Genomic DNA, 17,787 nt, shown 5'->3' on the forward strand with positions numbered 1-17,787 from the left:
ATGGCGCCGTCGGCACTGACATCGGCCAACTCCAGGCCGATCATGCGGTCGTAGGCTTCGAGTGCCAGTTCGTGTAGTTGTTCGCCCAGGCCGGCCTCGGCCCACACGTGCAGGCGTCTGCGGATCGTTCGGTCCGAACACTGTGGGGTCGCTACCCGTTCGTAGCCCGATCCGTGGACCAGAGCGGCGATGAGCAGCTCGAACACGACCCGGTTCGGAATCTGGCGGCGGTGGCAGCCCAGCGGATGCGTCGGGTCGAACCCGGGCTGCTCGGGACACAACGCGGCGAACTGGACGAAGATCGGTTCGAGCAACGATGATGGGAGGGCAGGCACGGGACTCCATTGATCACTGAGCGTAGAGAACTCCGATGATCAACCTCCCGTGCCTGCTTGCTACCCCCGGGTATCCAACTGTCCGAATCTTGGATACCTATTGCCGGTCGCTCTAAATCCCGGTGGACCCCGGGAGACGCTGGTAGGTTCGCTCGCCGTGACAGGGGACGCGGGGGTTGGTCTGGGACGTGCGTTCGCCCGGCTGTGGGCGGCCAGCACCCTGTCGGCCCTGGGCAGCGGGCTGGCGACCGTGGCCGCGCCACTCTTCGTCGCGTCGCGTCGCGTCGCGTCGCGTCGCGTCGCGTCGCGTGGCTGCGCTGGCTGGCGCACCAGCGGTTGCTGCGCACCATGGCCGTGCTGATCGGCCTGCTCAACGTGACCCTCACCGCCGCCCTCGCGGTGCTGGTGTTGCTCGCCGACGAGCGGCTGGGACTCGGGTCCGTCGGCTACGGGCTGCTGTTCACCTGCATGGCCGCAGGTGGGGTGCTCGGCGCGCTCCTCGGCGACCGGCTCGTCTCCTGGATCAGCGCCACCTGGACGGTCCGGGTCGGCCTGCTCGTCGAGGCGGGACTGCACCTGGCGTTGGCCGCGTCGCGTAGCACCCTCGTGGTCGGGTTCGCGCTCTTCGCCTTCGGTGTGCACGGCGCGCTGTGGAACATCGTGGCGAACTCGCTGCGCCAGCGACTCACCCCACCGACCCTGCAGGGTCGGGTGGCCAGCACGACCCTCTTCGTGGCGGCGGGTAGCAACTGCGTGGGCGCCCTGCTCGGTGGGCTGCTGGCCTCCTGGATCGGCATCACCGCGCCGTACTGGGTGGGGTTGGTGGTGGCGATCGGCGTCTCCGCCGCCACCTGGCGGGTCTTCGACCGCGCGACGGTGCAGCGTGCCTACGCCGACCCGCCCCCGGTCGAGCACTCACCCGCTCCGGTGGCCTGAGCGCTCGCCGGGCGGGCGACGGGTGGACGCACCGGGCGGTGTGGCAGCGTGGTGCGGGTGACCGACTCCGCGCCGCTCGACGTCGACCTCGCGCTGCTCGGCGGTGGTGGCGCCGCGTCGCTGCTGCTCGCCGCGCTGGACCGGCACGACGTCCGCGACCTGCGGATCGCCGTCGTCGACCCGGTGCGCCGACGCGGCCAGGACCGCACCTGGGCCTTCTGGGGCAGCCCGGACCCCGACCTGGACCCGCTGCTCAGCGCGAGCTGGCCACAGGTCGAGGTGGCCACGCCGGCGCGGCGCCGCGTCCTGGACCTGACCCCGCTGCGGTACGCCATGCTGCGCTCCGGCCCGGTCTACGACCGGGCTGCCGTCGCCGAGCGCCGCCTGCACGCCACCCGCGTCGTCGCGCCCGCCGAGGCGGTGACCGACGACGGCACCCGCGTGCTGGTACGTACCGCCGGCGGCCCGGTCGTACGAGCCGGCTGGGTGCTCGACTCCCGCCCCCGCCCACCGGCGCGGGCCGGGCGGACAACCTGGTTGCAACACTTTCGTGGCTGGTGGCTGGAGGCCGACCGGCCGGTGTTCGACCCCGGGCGGGCCGTGCTGATGGACTTCCGCACCCCGCAGCCGCCCCGCGGTGTGTCCTTCGGCTACGTGCTGCCGGTCAGTGACCGCTACGCCCTGGTCGAGTACACGGAGTTCTCCCCGGGCCTGCTCACCGACGCCGGGTACGACGCGGCGCTGGCCGCGTACCGCGATCTGCTCGGGTTGGACCCGGCCGGGCTGCGGGTGCGCGAGGTGGAGAACGGGGTGATCCCGATGACCGACGCGCCGTTCCCGGCCCGGCCGTCGCCGCGGGTGGTCCGGCTCGGCACGGCCGGGGGCGCGACCCGCCCCTCCACCGGCTTCACCTTCTCCGCCATGTACCGCCAGGCCGACCAGGTGGCGCGCGTGCTCGCCGCCGGCCGGCCGCCGGTGCCGGAGCCCGCGTACCCGCGCCGGCACCGCTGGATGGACGCGGTGGCGCTGCGCGCCCTGGACCGGGGTGGGGTCAGCGGTCCCGAGTTCTTCGAACGGCTCTTCGACCGCAATCCGGCCGAGCGGGTGCTGCGGTTCCTCGACGGCGTCACCACCCCGGCCGAGGAGGTCGCGGTCATGAACTCCACCCGGCTGCTGCCGATGATCGCCGCCACGGCCGGCGACGCGGCGCACCGCCTGCGCGACCGGGTCGGACCGCCCCGGCCCGTGCCAGCCATCCCGGCGGCCGTGGTGGGTGGCGCCTCCCCGACCTGATCGGCCCCGGTGTCGGGCCGGATGCGCCGCCCGGCTGACCCCCGAGGGGTCGGCGCCGGTCGGTCCCGTGTCGCGGCCCCCGATCGGCAGGTGCGGCCCGGCCGCCCGGTAGGTTGCCGGGCATGGTGGACGCGGCGGCCGGCAGGGGCGTGCAGATCTGGACCGACGGGGCGTGCAGTGGCAACCCGGGGCCGGGCGGCTGGGGCGCGTTGCTGCGCTACGGCGACCACGAGCGGGAGCTGTGCGGCGGCGAGGCGACGCCGACCACCAACAACCGGATGGAGCTGATGGCGGCCATCCAGGCGTTGGAGAGCCTGAACCGCCCGGTCACCGTGGAGTTGCACACCGACAGCACGTACGTGCGCAACGGCATCACCAGCTGGCTGGCGTCGTGGAAGCGCAACGGCTGGCTGACCGCCGCAAAGCAGCCGGTGAAGAACGCCGACCTGTGGCAGCGCCTGGAGGCGGCCTGCGAGCGGCACCAGGTCACCTGGCTGTGGGTCAAGGGGCACAACGGGCACCCGGAGAACGAGCGCGCCGACCGACTGGCCAACAAGGGCATGACCGAGGCACGGGCCGCGCTGGCCAGCCGCTGACCAGAGCGTCAGCGGGTCGCGTCCGGGTGGCCGGGCATGCTCGACCCGCCGCCGCTGCTGCCCGACGACCCACCCGCGACACCCGAGCTGTTGTCCTCGGTCACGATGTCCGGTGGCACGTCGGTGTCGTCCGGGGGTGGGACCTCGGTGTCGACCTCGACCTGCACCAACGGGACCTGGCCGGCCTCGTCCTCGCTGTGCTGCGGGTCGCCCGGCAGCTCACCGTCGCGCTTTCGGTAGCCCACGCCGTGCCCCCCGTCGATGCCGGTCCGCGTCGGCGCTGGCTACCCGGCGTCGTCACGGCCGAAACCTCGCGCTCAGCGGCGTCGTCACGGCCGAAACCTCGCGCTCAGCGGCGTCGGCCGCGCCGGGTGGACGTCGCCGACCGGGAGGGTTGGCGGACCGGGGTGAGCGCCAGCGCGGTCCAGTGCGCCGGCCGGGTGAGCGCCGCCGGCAACCCGGTGCGGGTATCACCCCGCGCCGCGTCCAGCTGCGCCTGGTGCAGGAAGAGGGTGCTCCGCAGGTCCGCTCCGCGCAGATCGGCGCCGCGCAGGTCCGCGCCCGTCACGTCGGCGAGGCTCAGGTCGGCGCCGCGCAGGTCCGCGCCGACCAGCAGCGCCCCACGCAGGTTGGCCCGCCGCAGGTCGACCCGCCGCAGGTCAGCCCCGAGCAGCTGGGCACCCCGACGATCGGCGCCTCCCGGGGAACGCGCCGCGTCGCTGGCCCGCGCCAGCAGCGGGTTGACGAGGTCGCGGTGCGCGGCGGTGTCCACCGCGCGTAGTCGCGTCGGGTCAGCGCCGCAGAGCGCCCAGGTTTCGGCGTGCGCGCGCTCCAGCTCGACGCGCAGGTCGGCGGGCGGGCGCAGCGTCAGCGCCTCGGTGAGATACCAGAGCAGCTCGTGCAGTGGTCGCAGCACCGCGAACGCCTCCGCCATCGCGGGCAGCGTCCCCGGTGCGTCCCGCCAGTCCCGACCATTGAAGGTGACCTGGGCGACCTGCTGCCCCGCGCCGAAGCAGTCGAACACCGTGCAACCGGGGAACCCGCGCTGCCGCAGCTCGGTGTGGATGCCGCAGCGGTGGTCGGTGCGCAGGTTGGGGCAGGGCTGCCCGGCCGGTTTGTCGATGGCGAAGTCCGCCGACCGGGCGAACGCCGGCACCACGCAGCACAGCCCGAAGCAGCGCCCGCAGTCGGCGCGCAACTGCGCGGACCCGGGCGGCGGTGCGGGGCTGGGCGGCATGCGGACGGACCTCCTGACGATCGGTGCGGTGCGCCCACCATTGTCCCGCTCGCCAGGGCCCCGAGCGGGACGGGGGTCACCGTCCGTGCGTGTCGTCGGCCGTCCCGGCCCGGGCAGCCGGGGTACGGGGAGCGCCCGGCGCCGGCACCAGCCGCCGGATCGCCCGCTCCCCGTCGCCGTGCCCGTACTTCTGGTCGAAGTGCCGGCTCACGATGGTGGCCGGCGTGCGGTCCCCGTCGGCCGGCTCGGCCAGCGCGAACACGGCCGGGGTCGCGCCGGGCGCGCGGGGCGGCAGCACGGCCCGCACGGTCAGCGGCCCGGTCACCCGGAACCCTTGGCAGTCGACGTAGTGCTGCCCGTCCACCGTCACGTACGGCACGCGCACCTCGACCACGTCCAGGTCGTCGTGACGCAGCGTGACCGTGACCGACCAGTACCGCTCCAGGTTGAGGGTGGCCTGCTCGTGTTCCCACAGCTCCTCGAACCGGGCGTGCACGAACCCGCCCCACGGGCTGTCCATGTCCACCTCGAGCTGCGGCACGTTGAACGAGAGCTTGCCGATCGGGAAGAACGAGATCAGCGCCCGCCCGTCCCACTGGTAGAGCTGGATCGACGGGGACGCGTCGTAGAGCCGGACCTGCAACCGCTGCCGCAGCCGGGCGTCGAGGGCGTCGGAGAACGCGGCCAGGTGGCGCAGGTTGGCGCGGATCTGTCGCGGCACGTCCACCCGCTGCCGCTCCAACTCCTCGGAGCGCTGCTGAGCGGCGGTGCAGTCCGGGTCGAGCAGCAGCAACTGCACCTGGGCGCCGTTGGTGAGCGCCGTGCGTACCGCGGACAGGGTCTCCTCGCGGTGCCGCTGTTCCAGAAGGATCGTCCAGGTGTCGAGGATGCGCACCCGGCGGGCGGAGCGGTCCAGCCGCGTCACGAACGCCTGCTGGTCGAAGCTCAAGTGCTCCTGCACCCGGGCCTTGCGGGCCTCTTCGAACAGCGGGTCGAAGATGACGTACGAGATGGCCGCGAGCACCACGCTGGCACCGAGGTTGAGCAGGAGGTCGCTGAGGAAGCCGGTGCTGCGCCAGGCGGCCAGCAGCATCACGACGGCGACGGCGAGCAGCGGCCCACCGACGGCGAGGGCGCGTCGCTGCCGACCGCCCCGACCAGACCACCCCGGCATCCGGTCCCCTTCCGCCCGTCGGCCGACCCCGCCGCCCACTGATCACCGGCATGCGGAGGATACGTGCCCGCTTTGCCGCTCGCTGTCCCCTTCGAGAGCGATCGTTTCACCGGCCGGACCCTCCGGGCCGCCCATAGGGTGACGGTAACGAGGCCGGGCGACTGCGGAGAGTGGTGGCATGGACGATGCCGAACGCGAAAAGGCGCTGCTGAGCGTCCTCACCACCGAGCACTACGCCCTGCAGACGTCCCGCGCCGGCACGATCACCGAGGCCACCGGCCGTGCCACCATCTTCCTGTCGGTGTTGTCGGCGGCCCTGATCGGCCTCGGCTTCGTCTCCGGCAACGACCGGGTGATCCGGCCGTACCTGGGCGCCGTGCTGCCGATCCTGGTGGTCATCGGCGTGCTGACCTTCCTGCGGCTGGTGGAGACCACGGTGGAGAACGCGCTGGACCTGAAACGGATCCAGCGTATCCGCGCCTACTACCAGGACCGCCTCGCCGGTGAACACGACTTCTTCGCCGACGCGGTGGCGTCCGAGGACAGCGCGGAGACCGCCTGGATCCTGGTCGGCACCCGGCCGGGGCGCTGGGAGTTCCTGCTCACCACGGCCGCGTTGGTGGGCGCGGTCAACGCGGCGCTGGTCGGGTTGGGCGTCGCCCTGGTGGTCAGCGCGGTCGGGGCCGCGCACTGGCTGACGGTCCTCGCCGGGGTGGTGGTCGCGCTGGTGGCGTTCGCGGCGCAGTTCGCGTACATCGTCCGCATGTCGGCGGGTCGCCGGGTCTGACGACGCTCGATTTCTCGCCAGCCGGTCGTGGTCCGCTCGGCGTACCGTCGCCGGATGCGGATCATCCGATTCACGCACGCCTGTGTCCGCGTCGAGCACGACGGTCGGGTGCTGGTGATCGACCCGGGCACCTGGAGCGAACCGCGTGCCCTGGCCGGGGCGGACGCCGTCCTGGTCACCCACGAGCACACCGACCACGTGGACGTGCTGCGCCTCGCCGGCCTCGGCGTCCCCGTGTACGCCCCCGAGGGCGCCCGCCTGTCCGATCTCGCCCCGCTGCCGGTGACCCGGGTCCGCGCGGGGCAGCGCTTCACGGCGGCCGGCATCGACGTCAGCGCCCACGGCGGCCGGCACGCCCCCATCCACGAGGGGCAGCCCGACTGCCCCAACCTGGGCTACCTGGTCGGCGACGGGCTCTACCACCCCGGCGACTCGCTGCACGTGCCGGACGAACCGGTGCGCACGCTGCTCGTGCCCGCGCAGGGATCCTGGCTGCGCCTCGACGAGGCTATCCGGTTCGCCGCCGCGGTGGGCGCCGAGCGGGCGTACCCGATCCACGACGCGCAGCTCAACGAGCGTGGCCTGGCCAGCGTCGCCGGCTGGTTCGGCGAGACCATCCCCGGCTATCGCCATCTCGTCCCCGGCGACACCGCCTGACCGGACGCGTGGGCGACCGCGCCCGGGGCCACCGCGCCGGTCAGCTCGGCGGCGGCTGGGCGGTGGAGCGCGGCGAGTCGCGGACGAACACGTCGAGCCGCTGGTTGGTGTCGTCTGCCACCATGTTGGTGGCCGACGAGGTGAAGGGGACGTGCCGGCCGCGGTGGTCGATGGAGGGATCGTTGCTGGAGGCGTTGGCCTCAGTCCCCTCGGGCGAGACGCTCAACCGGGTGGTGGTGTTGGTGGACCACTCGTGCAGGAAGACGTCGTCGGCGTAGTTGGTGTCCTCCGGCACCAGATCAAACGAATTGGACACGAACGCGACCCGCTGGCCGTCCCCGCTGAGCGCAGGTTGGTTGCTGACGCCGATGCGCTGACCGCCGCCGGTGGCGACGCTCGCCCGTCGGGTCACCCCGGTCCGCAGGTCCCGGATGAAGACGTCCTCGGCGTGGTTGGTGTCGTCCGGTACGAGGTTGGCGGCCCAGGAACTGAAGGCGGCGAAGCGGCCGTCGGCGCTGATCGCCGGTCCACTGCTGTCGCCGTAGGCCTGCGTTCCCCCGGAGGTCAGGCTGACCCGGGAGGTGGTGCGGAGCACCAGGTCTCGGACGAAGATGTCCGCAGCGCCGTTGGTGTCTCCGGGCACCAGGTTGGACGCTTCCGAATAGAAGATCACGTGGTGCCCGCCACCACTGATCATCGATGAGGTGAAACCGCTTTGTCCGTTGCCCTGGATGCCCGTGCTGGAGACGCTGACCCGGGTGGTGGTGCCGAACAGTCGGTCCCGGACGAAGAGGTCCGGCACGCCGTTGGTGTCCCCGGGTACCAGATTGGTCGCGTACGAGGTGAAGGTGACGAAGCGGCCGTTGTAGCTGATGCTGGGCACGGTGCTGCCCGCGTTGCCCTGTCCGCCGGTGGTCGGCAGGCTCACCCGCGTGGTCGTCCACAGGAGTCGGTCCCGGACGAAGATGTCGGTGGCGCCGTTGGTGTCGCCGGGCACCAGGTTCGAGGCGGCCGAGATGAAGGCGACGTAGCGACCGGTGCCGCTGATCGCCGAGCCGAAGCTGCCGGCATTGCCCTGGGCGCCGGTGCCGGAGACGCTGATCCGGGAGGTGGTGCGCAGGTTACGGTCCCGGACGAACACGTCCACGACGCCGTTGGTGTCTCCCGGCACCAGGTTCGTGGAGAGCGACTCGAAGGAGACGTGCCGGCCGCTGCGTGAGCTGCTGCTGGCGGCACTGCGGTCGTTTCCCTGGACCTGGCCGTTGGCCACGCTGACCCGGGTGGTCAGGGGGTCGGGCTGTGGCACCGGAGCAGCCGACGCGGCCGGGGTCATGGCCGCTGGCAGGGTGAGAGCCACCGTGGCGGCCAGCGCGATCAGCAAACGTCTCATCTCTCCGCCAATCCTCCGAAGCAGAAACAATCCGTCATCGCCGGTCGCTGGCCGAGGCATCCACGTCAAGGCTGTGAGCTGGGCAAACGCCCGTCTGGCCGAATGGTGGCACCACCGTCGGACGTAGCGGGAGACCACATCGGCGTCGCCGGACGTGTCGATCGCACTCATGTCTGGTGTGGTCTATGTCACGGTAGCGTTCGCGCACGCCGACGCCCCGTTGGCGCTCCGAAGGAGAGCGTCCATGTCCACACCGCGCAGAGCCACCACCGTCCTCGCCGCCGTCCTTCTGCTGGTCCTGACCGTCGCGGCCCCCGCCCAGGCCGCCACCCCGTCCACGAACCCGCCGGTCGCGGGCTCGCTGGGCACGTACAACGTCTCCGGGGTGTACGTCGCCGGGGTCTCCTCCGGTGGCTACATGGCCACCCAACTGCACGTCGCCTACTCGTCGCGGATCCGCGGCGCGGCCGTCTTCGCCGCCGGGCCGTACTACTGCTCGCAGAACACCGTCGCGCAGGCGTTGTACGGCTGCGGCGACAACCTGTACCCGACCAACGTCTCCGCCCTACAGACGTACACCCGGACCTGGGCGTCCTACGGCTGGGTCGACCCGGTGGGCAACCTGTCCGGCGACCCGGTGTACGTGTTCCACGGCGCCAACGACACCACGGTGAAGAAGTCCGTCACCGACGACCTGGTCCGCTACTACCAGCACTTCGGGGCCAGCGTGCAGTACGACAGCGGCTCGGCGGCCGGCCACTCCTGGGTCACCCCGTACGGGACGCAGGGGTGTACGGCGACCGCGTCGCCGTACCTCAACGACTGCGGCACCGACCCGCAGAACGCTCTGCTGCGCAAGCTGCTCGGCGGGGTGAACGCGCCGAACACCGGGGCGCTGGGCGGCACGCTCATCCGGTTCAGCCAGAACACGTTCGCCGTCAACGGCTGGGCCAACGGGTTGAGCATGGACGCGAACGGCTTCGCGTACGTCCCGTCGGCCTGCGCCGCCGGCCAGTCGTGCCGGCTGCTGGTGGCCCTGCACGGCTGCGCGCAGGGCTACGGCGCGGTGGGCACGGCGTTCGTCGACCGGGCCAACCTCAACCAGTACGCCGACACCAACAACCTGATCGTCCTCTACCCGCAGGCGGGCACCGCCCTCAGCAACCCGAACGGCTGCTGGGACTGGTGGGGCTACCTCGGGGCGACCAACTTCCCGATCAAGGGCGGCGCGCAGGTGGAGACCATCATGAACATGGTCCGGCGGCTGGACGGCTGAGGCTGAGGGGCCGGTCAGCCCAGGAACAGCTGGACCAGGACGAGCACGGCGAGCAGCGCCGGCCCGCGTGAGCCCTGGCGCAGCAGGTCGACCGGGATCATCCCGAACGGCGTGTTGACCGTCGCGCCGCCGTAGTCGATGGGTGGGCGGGTGCCGGCCCGGAAGGCGGCGGCCACCACGCCGAGCGCCAGCGTCGGCGCCAGCCACTGCGGCCCCGGGTCGACGGTCGGCAGGGTCAGCAGCCACCACAGGCCCGCGCCGAGGGCCGGCACCACCACGTGGATACCGCGCAGCAGGGCGTCGCTGCCGCCGAGCGCCCGGCGCAGGCCGGGGGACCGGCTGATCGAGCGCAGCCCGCCGGTCAGCCGGTCGGCGGCGACGTAGGCGAGCACCACCTGCGCGGCGCCGGCCAGCCCGGGCAGGGCGAGCGCGGCAGCGTACTGGACTCCGATCAGCGCCGCCCAGATCAGCAGGGCGCTGGGGTGGCGGCGCAGCCGGCGCACGTCGGCCTGCAGCAGCGCCCACCAGCCGGGGCCGGGCAGGAACCGGCTGCTGCGCACCCGGCCGATCCGACGCCAGCGGCGGCTCTCCACCAGGCCGGTGAGCAGGCTCGGGTCGAGCAGGATCGTGGCCGTGGCGGCGGCGTTGGCGAACTGCGCGCCGGTGGTCAGTGTGGCCCGGTCGACGCGGGGCAGCGCGCGTACCGCGAGGATCGTGCCGGCCACCGCGAGCGGCACGCCGACGGCGGCCAGCGCGACGGTCGGCGTGGACGCCGGTCGGGGCAGCCCGTCGCCGAGGCGGCCGGTGAGCACCACGAGGCCGGTGATGACGGCGGCGGCCACCATCGGGGCCGCGCCGGCCAGGGTCGGCCACCGCCGTCCGGTCCGGCTGCCCTGTGCGACGACGCTCAACGCCAGTGCCGCGGCACCCCATCCCGCGCCGGCGGCCGCCGCCCAGCCCAGGGCGGCCGGGTCGTTGACGCCGCCGAGCGCCGCCACGGCCACGCCGAGCGCGGCGGTGCCGGCCGCGGCGCCGGCCAGTAGGACCGCGAGGCGCGGCGCCAGCCAGGCCCGCCGGTCGACCGGCGCGCTGGTCACCCAGCTCTGGGTGGCCGGGGTGACCAGCAGCGGGCCGAGCGCGCGCAGGCCGCGCCAGGCGAGCCCGGCGCCGGCGAGCAGCGTGGCGACCGCCAGCCACCACCGCACCCCCGGCTCGGCCTGCCCGACGGTCGGGGAGTCCAGCATGTCGCGGCTGGCGCTGATCGCGAACCAGCCGTACATGCCGACGAAGAGGACCATGACGTACGCGTCGCCCAGCACGTCGCCGAGGGAGTGCTCGTGGTGCCGGCGGCGGGCCTGGCGCAGGTGCGTACGGACCTGCCGGGCCGTCGGCAGCCCGGCGGGTGTCGCCGCGATCGTGGCCGGCGGGGCGGTCACCGGCCGATCTCGATCCGCTCGTCGACGACCGCGTCGATCAGTTCCGGATCGTGCGAGGCCAGCAGCACGGCGGTGCCGGCGTCGCGTTCCCGGCGCAGCCGATCGGCAAGCCACTGCCGGCCGGCGACGTCGAGGCGCTGCTCCGGCTCGTCGAGGATCAGCACCCGACGCGGCCGGACGAAACACGACGCCAGCGCGAGCCGGCGGCGCTGGCCGCTGGACAGGGTGACCGGCAGTTGGTCGCGGGCCGGGCCCAGGCCCAGTTCGGTGAGGACCTCCTCGACCGGCTCGGCGCTGCCCCCGTGGGCGTACGCGACGAGCTCCAGGTGCTCGACGACGGACAGGTCGGGGAAGAAGTCGATGTCGTCCAGGGCGGCGGCCACCAGCCCCCGCACCTGCGGGTCGGTCTCGTCGGCCCGGTAGCCGAGCACCCGCACCTCGCCCGCGTCGGGCCGGTCCGCGCCGACGACGCAGCGCAGCAGGGTGGTCTTGCCGCTGCCGTTGGGGCCGAGCACCACCGCGATCCGGCCCTCCGGGAGCGTGAAGCTCACGTCGTCGAGCACGACCAGGTTGCCGAAATTGCGGCCGAGTCCCCGCACCGAGAGCGCATCCACGATCACACACTCTCCCAGACCGGTGCCACCGACCAGCACGAGCGACCCACGTCACGCCCGGTGACAGGACGTATCGGCGGGGGCGTCCGGTTGGGGGGTCGGGGCGTAGAGGGCGGCCAGCCCGGCCGCCGTGGCGGCCAGCCGTTCCCGCAGCGCCACCGGGCTCAGGACCTCCACGTCGGCGCCGAGGCGCAGCAGGTCACCGTGGGCGTGGGTGAGCGACTCGATCGGGAGCACCGCGGTCACCCAGCCTCGCGCGTCCGCAGGGCCGGCGCTGGCGTCGACCGCCGCCACCACGGGATCGCTGCCGATCTCCCGCAGCCGCTCCCGGCCGCCGGGGGAGAGCCGCACGGTGGCCTCGTCGCGGTGCAGGTGCGCCCGGAACCGCGCCACGTGCGCCCGCCACCAGACCGGCAGGTCGAAGTCGGCGGGCCGCTCGAACTCCTCGGCCAGCGGGGTCAGCTCCAGGATCTGGTTGACCCGGTAGGTGGCGGGTCTGCCCCGGCCGGGCCGGTCGGCCACCACGTACCACCGGCCGCCCTTGAGCACGAGCCCGTACGGCTCCAGCACCCGGGTCGCCTCGCCGTTCCAGCTGCGGTAGCGCACTTCGACACGGTGCTGCCGCCACACCGCCTCCGCCGTGCGGGCCAGCTCAGGGGAGGTGTCGCCGTCGGCGTACCAGCCGGGCGTGTCCAGGTGGAAGCGTTGCTGGAGCTGGACGGCCCGGTCGCGCAGCGGTGCCGGCAGCGCGGCGTGCAGCTTGAGCCGCAGGGCCGCCACCACGTCGCCGTAGCCCAGCTCGTCGGCGGGGCCGGGCAGTCCGGCCAGGAAGAGACGGTCGGCCTCCTCGGCGGTCAACCCGGTCAGCCTCGTCCGCCAGCCGTCGACGAGCTGGTAGCCGCCGGCGTGCCCGGCCTCCCCGTACAGCGGGATGCCAGCGGCGTGCAGCGACTCCACGTCCCGGTAAATGGTGCGCGGCGAGACGGACAGTCGCTCGGCGAGCTGCGCGGCGGTCAGCCGTCCGTGCGCCTGGAGCAGCAGCAGGACGGAGAGAAGTCGACTCGCTCGCACTTCACTGACACTAGCTGTCAGGGGAGTGGTCCTACCGTCCCGGCATGGCATTCAGCGACAAGGATCTCCGAACGCCGGGACCGGTCACGGTGGACGGTTGGCAGCTCAAGCGTTACCACATCGACCAGCCGGAGCGGCCGATCGAACCGGCGGTGGAGAAGGCCGCGTACGACGTGCTGCCAGCGCTGCTGGCCCGCGCGGTGAGCGACGGCACCCCGGCCGCCGGATGGGTGGTGCTGCACCGGGGCGCGGACGCCGGCGCCTACCTGCTGGCGTACACCTGGGTGTGGGACAACGCGTTGCAGGTGCACATCGCGGTGGCCGGGCAGCCGGTGCTGGACTGCCCGGACGACGACCCGACCCACTTCGTCGAGCTGGGCCGGCGCGAGGTTGGCTGCGTGTGGGAGTTGGCGGTGCTGGAGCACGAGCGGGCCGCCTGGGTGCGGCACATGCTGCTGCCGGCGGGCCCTGATCTGACCGGCTATCTACGTGACACGCGAGTGGAAGGGCCGGTGGGCCACTGATGGGCGACTTCGACTTCTACGTGGGCACCTGGCACGTGGTCAACCGACGGCTGCGCGAGCGGTTGACCGGCTGCGACGAGTGGGACGAGTTTCCGGCAGTGTCGGTCGCGCACAGCTTCTTCGGCGGGGGCGGCAACTTCGACGAGATCACCTTCCCGACCAAGGGCTTCGCCGGCGCGACGCTGCGGATCTTCGATCCGGCCACCGAGCAGTGGTCGATCTACTGGATGAACAGCGGACGCGGCGAGTTGGAACAACCGCCGATGGTGGGCCGCTTCGTCGACGGGGTGGGCCACTTCTACGCCGACGACCAGCACGAGGGGCGGCCGGTCCGGTGCCGGTTCATCTGGTCGGAGATCACCGCGACCACGGCCCGTTGGGAACAGGCGTTCTCGGTCGACGGCGAACGTACCTGGGAAACCAACTGGATCATGACGTCCACCCGGGCGGCCGACTGACTCGGCCTTCGGCGGGGCGGTGGGCGCGGTGTTAGTGTCCGTCCACTGCCCCGGATGGAGGAACGCCCATGGCCTCCGACCACGTCGACGTGCTGATCATCGGCGCCGGCCTGTCCGGCGTCGGCGCCGCCTGCCACCTGCGCCGCGACTGCCCCGACAAGACGTACGCGGTGCTGGAGGCGCGCGGCGCCGTCGGCGGCACCTGGGACCTGTTCCGCTACCCCGGTATCCGGTCCGACTCGGACATGTTCACCCTCGGCTACTCGTTCAAGCCGTGGACCGCCCCGAAGGCCATCGCCGACGGCGCGACGATTCGGGAGTACGTGCGCGACACCGCCCGCGAGTACGACGTGCAGCGGCACATCCGCGTCAACCATCGGGTGCTGCGCGCCGAGTGGGACAGCGCCACCGCCCGCTGGACGGTGCACGCCGAGCGCACCGACACCGCCGAGCCGGTCGTCCTGACCTGCGCGTTCCTGTTCGCCTGCACCGGCTACTACCGCTACGACGAGGGTTACACCCCGCCCCTGCCGGGCGTCGAGGCGTACGCCGGGCGGTTGGTGCACCCGCAGCACTGGCCCGACGACCTCGACCACACCGGCAGACGGGTAGTGGTGATCGGCAGCGGCGCCACGGCGGTGACCCTGGTGCCGGCCATGGCGCACCGCGCCGCCCACGTGACGATGCTCCAACGCTCACCCACGTACGTCCTGGCGCTGCCCTCCCGCGACCGGCTGGCCGACGCGCTGCGGCGCCGGCTGCCGGCGAAGGCCGCGTATCCGGTGGTGCGCTGGAAGAACGTCCTGCTGTCCACCCTCAACTTCCAGCTCAGCCGGCGCGCCCCGGGCCTGGTGAAGCGGCTGCTGCGCCGCGCCGCGAAGGGCCGGCTCCCGGTGGGGTACGACGTCGACCGGCACTTCTCGCCCCGCTACGACCCGTGGGACCAGCGGCTCTGCGTGGCGCCCGACGGTGACCTGTTCACCGCCGTGCAGGAGGGCCGGGCGTCGGTGGTCACCGACACCATCGACACGTTCACCGCGCACGGCGTCCGGCTGGCCTCCGGCGTTGAGCTGCCGGCCGACATCGTGGTCACCGCGACCGGGCTCAACCTGCTCGCCCTCGGTGGCCTGACGCTCAGCGTCGACGGCGCCGAGGTCGACCTGGCCGGCACCGTCGCCTACAAGGGCATGATGCCGTCCGGGGTGCCGAACTTCGCGTTGACTCTCGGCTACACCAACGCGTCGTGGACGCTCAAGGCCGACCTGGTCGCCGGTTACGTCTGCCGTCTGCTCCGCCATCTGGACCGCACCGGACAGCAGGTCGTGACCCCGCTCCCGCCGCCCGACGACGAGCGGGTGCCGCTGATCGACCTGCGCTCCGGATATGTGCTGCGCAGCGTCGACGCGCTGCCCAAGCAGGGTGCGACCGCGCCGTGGCGGCTGCACCAGAACTACGCCCGCGACGTGCTGCTGATGCGCCACGGCCGGCTCGCCGACGAGGGCGTGCGGTTCTCCCGCGCCGACGGTGTGTCCGTGCCCGCCGGCGCCACGCGTTCCGATCCGGCTGATCGCCGGTAACCGCCAGGAGAGGAGCCCGACCGTGCAGAGGTTCACCTTCACCGGAGGCACCGCCGTCGTCACCGGCGCGGCCAGTGGCATCGGCGCGGCGTTGGCGCACGCGCTGGCCCGCCGGGGCAGCGACCTGGTCCTGCTGGACCGCGACGCCGAACGGCTGGACGCGGTCACCGCCGCGATCCGCGCCGCGCATCCCGACCGTCAGGTGCACACCCACGTCGTGGACCTCGCCGACGCGGCGGCCACCGCCCGGGCGGCCGAGGAGATCAGCCAGCGGCATCCGCGCGTGCGGCTGCTGGTGAACAACGCCGGCGTCGGCCTCGGCGGCCGGTTCGACCAGGTGACGTTCGACGAGTTCAGCTGGGTGATCGACGTCAACTTCCGGGCCGTGGCGCAGCTGACCCACGCGCTGCTGCCCACCCTCAAGGCGGAGCCCGGCGCGCACCTGGTCAACATCTCCAGCCTGTTCGGGCTGATCGCGCCGGCCGGGCAGACCGCGTACTCGGCGAGCAAGTTCGCGGTGCGCGGCCTCACCGAGGCGCTGCGCCACGAACTCGTCGACGACGGCATCGGTGTGACCTCGGTGCACCCCGGCGGCATCCGCACCCGCATCACCGAGAACGCGCGGATCGGCAGCGGCGTCTCCCACGAGGAGTACGCCGCCGGGCGCGCCCAGTTCGAGAAGCTGCTCACCATCGCGCCGGACCGGGCCGCCGAGGTGATCCTGCGGGGTGTCGAGCGGCGTCGGGGTCGGGTGCAGATCGGCTGGTCGGCGAAGCTGCCCGACCTGCTGGCCCGGGTGATGCCGGCCTCCTACAACCGGTTGCTGGTCACCGGCCTGAACCGGGGCGTCGCCCGCCCCGCGCCGCCGGTGCCCGCGCAGCGGCCCGCCGACCCCGCCCAGGAGGCGGTCTGATCACGGCGGTGTGCTGCCCCGCTTCTCCTCCTGCGCCAGCACCGCCTCGCGGTGCTCCGGATCGTCGCGGCTGTCCAGCTCGGCGGCGAGCCGCGGATCGGCCACCAACCGCCCCCGGCTGCGGTGCAGGAAACTCTCGAACCCCCCGGTGTACGGGCAGGCCAGATCGCCGAGCGCCCGCTCGGGCGCGTAGCGGCACCCGGAGCAGTAGTCGCTGATCTCGTCGATGTCGGTGCCACCCACCGCGTACGGGCGCGTGTCCAGCCGGGCCAGGTCGGCGTACTGGCTCATGCCGACGACGGTCGCGTTCATCACCCAGTCGGTGCCGTCGACGAAGCACTGCCGGAACCAGTCCGCCAGGTCGGTCGGGCGCCAGCCGCGCTGCAACGCGTAGTTGCCCAGCACCAGCAGGCGGGGGGTGTGGTGGGTCCACGCCTGGTCCCGTACGGCGGCGAGCACGTCGGCCAGGCAGCGGGCCTCCACCGCGTCCGCGTCCAACTCGGCGAACCACTGCGGCAGCGGCTCGGTCGCGGCCAGCCAGTTCGCCCCGCGGTATTGGGGCTCGAAGTACCAGTAGAGCTGCCAGAGGAACTCCCGCCAACCGAGCAGACCCCGGATGAACGGCTCCACCGCCGTACGGGGGGCCGCCCCGGTTCGCCACGCCCGTTCGGCGGCGCGGACCGCCGAATCCGGGTCGAGCAGCCCGAGGTTGAACGACGACGAGAGCGCGGAGTGCGCCAACAGCGGGTCGTCGACGCTCATCACGTCGGCGTAGCGGCCGTACTCGGGCAGCCGATGGGTCAGGAAGTGCTCCAGGCGGGCCTGCGCCTCGGCGTGCGTGGCCGGGTGCCGGCGGGGGCCGTCGCGGCCGACGAACCGTGCGCCGTCGGCGGCCCACCGGTCCAGGTCGCGGCGTACCTGCGCGTCGATGTCGTCCTCGACGATCGGCGGCGGTGGCGGCGGTGCCGTCGGCGTGCCGTGGCCCTCGGCGCGGGAGCGTCGCGTCGCAGCGGCCCCGCCGGCCGGGGCGGTCAGCACGTCGTGCCGGCGTCGGGCGTGCCGGTAGAAGTCGGCCATCCGCAGCTGACCGCGCCGGGTGCGGTCGGCCCAGCCGGCGAAGTCGGCCTGGCTGGTGACGAAGCCGCGCGGGGGCAGCACGGTCAGCTCCGGCACCGACCGGGCGAAGCCCAGCGCCGCCCGGGAGTGCGGATGGCACACCTCGAGGGGCTCACCGACCTGTGCCAGCCCCTCCCGGAACGTGTCGGCCCGCACCAGCAGCGCCCGGTCACCCAGCTCGGCCGCGCGGTGGCGCAACGCGGACAGGATCAGGTGCGCCTTCTGCCGGTGCATGGGTCGACGGCGGAACAGGTCCCGGATCTCCACCAGCAGCACCGGCTGATCGGGGTCGTCGAGGAAGTGCGGCCCGAGTTGATCGGCCAGCAACCATCGGCGGCGAAGCATGCCCGCAATTCTGCCCACCTCCGGGCCGACACGCCCGGTGGCTGGCCGGACG

General features: G+C 73.1%; 18 protein-coding genes and 1 pseudogene. 10 read left to right on the forward strand and 9 right to left on the reverse strand.

Annotated features, from left to right (window positions below):
• Positions 1–335, reverse strand: a pseudogene (locus F8271_RS15105) (IS5/IS1182 family transposase); the annotation flags it as partial.
• 348 nt (positions 336–683) lie between these two features.
• On the opposite strand from F8271_RS15105, the gene F8271_RS15110 reads away from it, so the two are divergent.
• From F8271_RS15110 to rnhA, 3 genes are all read left to right on the forward strand, one after another.
• The gene (locus F8271_RS15110; protein ID WP_370461913.1) at positions 684–1,271 is read left to right on the forward strand and encodes an MFS transporter; all 588 of its coding nucleotides are present in this window, start codon (positions 684–686) and stop codon (positions 1,269–1,271) included.
• 57 nt (positions 1,272–1,328) lie between these two features.
• Complete coding sequence (locus F8271_RS15115) at positions 1,329–2,564, forward strand: lycopene cyclase family protein (protein WP_151490408.1); 1,236 nt, start codon at positions 1,329–1,331, stop codon at positions 2,562–2,564.
• 122 nt (positions 2,565–2,686) lie between these two features.
• The gene (gene rnhA / locus F8271_RS15120) at positions 2,687–3,160 is read left to right on the forward strand and encodes a ribonuclease HI (protein ID WP_151490409.1); all 474 of its coding nucleotides are present in this window, start codon (positions 2,687–2,689) and stop codon (positions 3,158–3,160) included.
• Positions 3,161–3,168: 8 nt separating this feature from the next.
• Here rnhA and F8271_RS15125 read toward each other — a convergent pair whose 3' ends face one another.
• From F8271_RS15125 to F8271_RS15135, 3 genes are all read right to left on the reverse strand, one after another.
• On the reverse strand, positions 3,169–3,405 hold the full coding sequence (locus F8271_RS15125; RefSeq protein ID WP_151490410.1) for a preprotein translocase YidC: 237 nt from the start codon (positions 3,403–3,405) through the stop codon (positions 3,169–3,171).
• 104 nt (positions 3,406–3,509) lie between these two features.
• On the reverse strand, positions 3,510–4,397 hold the full coding sequence (locus F8271_RS15130) for a pentapeptide repeat-containing protein (protein WP_151490411.1): 888 nt from the start codon (positions 4,395–4,397) through the stop codon (positions 3,510–3,512).
• A gap of 76 nt (positions 4,398–4,473) precedes the next feature.
• Positions 4,474–5,571: a DUF5919 domain-containing protein gene (locus F8271_RS15135; protein ID WP_151490412.1), complete on the reverse strand. Its 1,098-nt coding sequence runs from the start codon at positions 5,569–5,571 to the stop codon at positions 4,474–4,476.
• Between the two features lie 178 nt (positions 5,572–5,749).
• On the opposite strand from F8271_RS15135, the gene F8271_RS15140 reads away from it, so the two are divergent.
• Positions 5,750–6,358 carry a hypothetical protein gene (locus F8271_RS15140; protein ID WP_151490413.1) on the forward strand — a complete coding sequence of 203 codons (609 nt, stop codon included), beginning with the start codon at positions 5,750–5,752 and terminating at the stop codon, positions 6,356–6,358.
• Between the two features lie 54 nt (positions 6,359–6,412).
• Complete coding sequence (locus tag F8271_RS15145) at positions 6,413–7,015, forward strand: MBL fold metallo-hydrolase (RefSeq protein WP_151490414.1); 603 nt, start codon at positions 6,413–6,415, stop codon at positions 7,013–7,015.
• Positions 7,016–7,055: 40 nt separating this feature from the next.
• On the opposite strand, the gene F8271_RS15150 is transcribed toward F8271_RS15145, so the two are convergent.
• Positions 7,056–8,405, reverse strand: a complete 1,350-nt coding sequence (locus F8271_RS15150) for a PD40 domain-containing protein (RefSeq protein ID WP_151490415.1) — start codon at positions 8,403–8,405, stop codon at positions 7,056–7,058.
• Between the two features lie 244 nt (positions 8,406–8,649).
• On the opposite strand from F8271_RS15150, the gene F8271_RS15155 reads away from it, so the two are divergent.
• Positions 8,650–9,681 (forward strand): PHB depolymerase family esterase, encoded by a 1,032-nt coding sequence (locus F8271_RS15155; protein WP_151490416.1) that lies wholly within the window; start codon positions 8,650–8,652, stop codon positions 9,679–9,681.
• Between the two features lie 14 nt (positions 9,682–9,695).
• Here F8271_RS15155 and F8271_RS15160 read toward each other — a convergent pair whose 3' ends face one another.
• The 3 genes from F8271_RS15160 to F8271_RS15170 are packed head-to-tail and all read right to left on the reverse strand — an operon-like array spanning position 9,696 to position 12,802.
• Positions 9,696–11,117, reverse strand: a complete 1,422-nt coding sequence (locus F8271_RS15160; RefSeq protein ID WP_151490417.1) for a DUF6297 family protein — start codon at positions 11,115–11,117, stop codon at positions 9,696–9,698.
• On the reverse strand, positions 11,114–11,737 hold the full coding sequence (locus F8271_RS15165; RefSeq protein ID WP_151490418.1) for an ABC transporter ATP-binding protein: 624 nt from the start codon (positions 11,735–11,737) through the stop codon (positions 11,114–11,116). The genes F8271_RS15160 and F8271_RS15165 overlap by 4 nt, the downstream gene beginning before the upstream one ends.
• 45 nt (positions 11,738–11,782) lie before the next feature.
• Positions 11,783–12,802 carry a YafY family protein gene (locus tag F8271_RS15170; RefSeq protein ID WP_151490419.1) on the reverse strand — a complete coding sequence of 340 codons (1,020 nt, stop codon included), beginning with the start codon at positions 12,800–12,802 and terminating at the stop codon, positions 11,783–11,785.
• Positions 12,803–12,846: 44 nt separating this feature from the next.
• Here F8271_RS15170 and F8271_RS15175 point away from each other — a divergent pair, with 44 nt between their 5' ends.
• From F8271_RS15175 to F8271_RS15190, 4 genes are all read left to right on the forward strand, one after another.
• Positions 12,847–13,326, forward strand: coding sequence for a hypothetical protein (locus F8271_RS15175; protein ID WP_151490420.1), 480 nt, complete (start codon positions 12,847–12,849; stop codon positions 13,324–13,326).
• Positions 13,326–13,784, forward strand: a complete 459-nt coding sequence (locus F8271_RS15180; protein WP_151490421.1) for a hypothetical protein — start codon at positions 13,326–13,328, stop codon at positions 13,782–13,784. Before F8271_RS15175 ends, F8271_RS15180 begins: the two co-directional genes overlap by 1 nt.
• Before the next feature lie 68 nt (positions 13,785–13,852).
• Positions 13,853–15,361, forward strand: a complete 1,509-nt coding sequence (locus F8271_RS15185) for an NAD(P)/FAD-dependent oxidoreductase (protein ID WP_151490422.1) — start codon at positions 13,853–13,855, stop codon at positions 15,359–15,361.
• A 22-nt stretch (positions 15,362–15,383) separates the two neighbouring features.
• Positions 15,384–16,274, forward strand: a complete 891-nt coding sequence (locus F8271_RS15190; RefSeq protein WP_151490423.1) for an SDR family oxidoreductase — start codon at positions 15,384–15,386, stop codon at positions 16,272–16,274.
• Here the strand turns inward: F8271_RS15190 and F8271_RS15195 are convergent, their stop codons facing one another.
• Positions 16,275–17,735, reverse strand: coding sequence for a cryptochrome/photolyase family protein (locus F8271_RS15195; RefSeq protein ID WP_151490424.1), 1,461 nt, complete (start codon positions 17,733–17,735; stop codon positions 16,275–16,277).
• Between the last annotated feature and the right edge of the window lie 52 nt (positions 17,736–17,787).

Origin of the sequence: Micromonospora sp. ALFpr18c (genome assembly GCF_008868155.1) — a bacterium.
In the GTDB taxonomy this organism is placed as follows: Bacteria; Actinomycetota; Actinomycetes; order Mycobacteriales; family Micromonosporaceae; genus Micromonospora.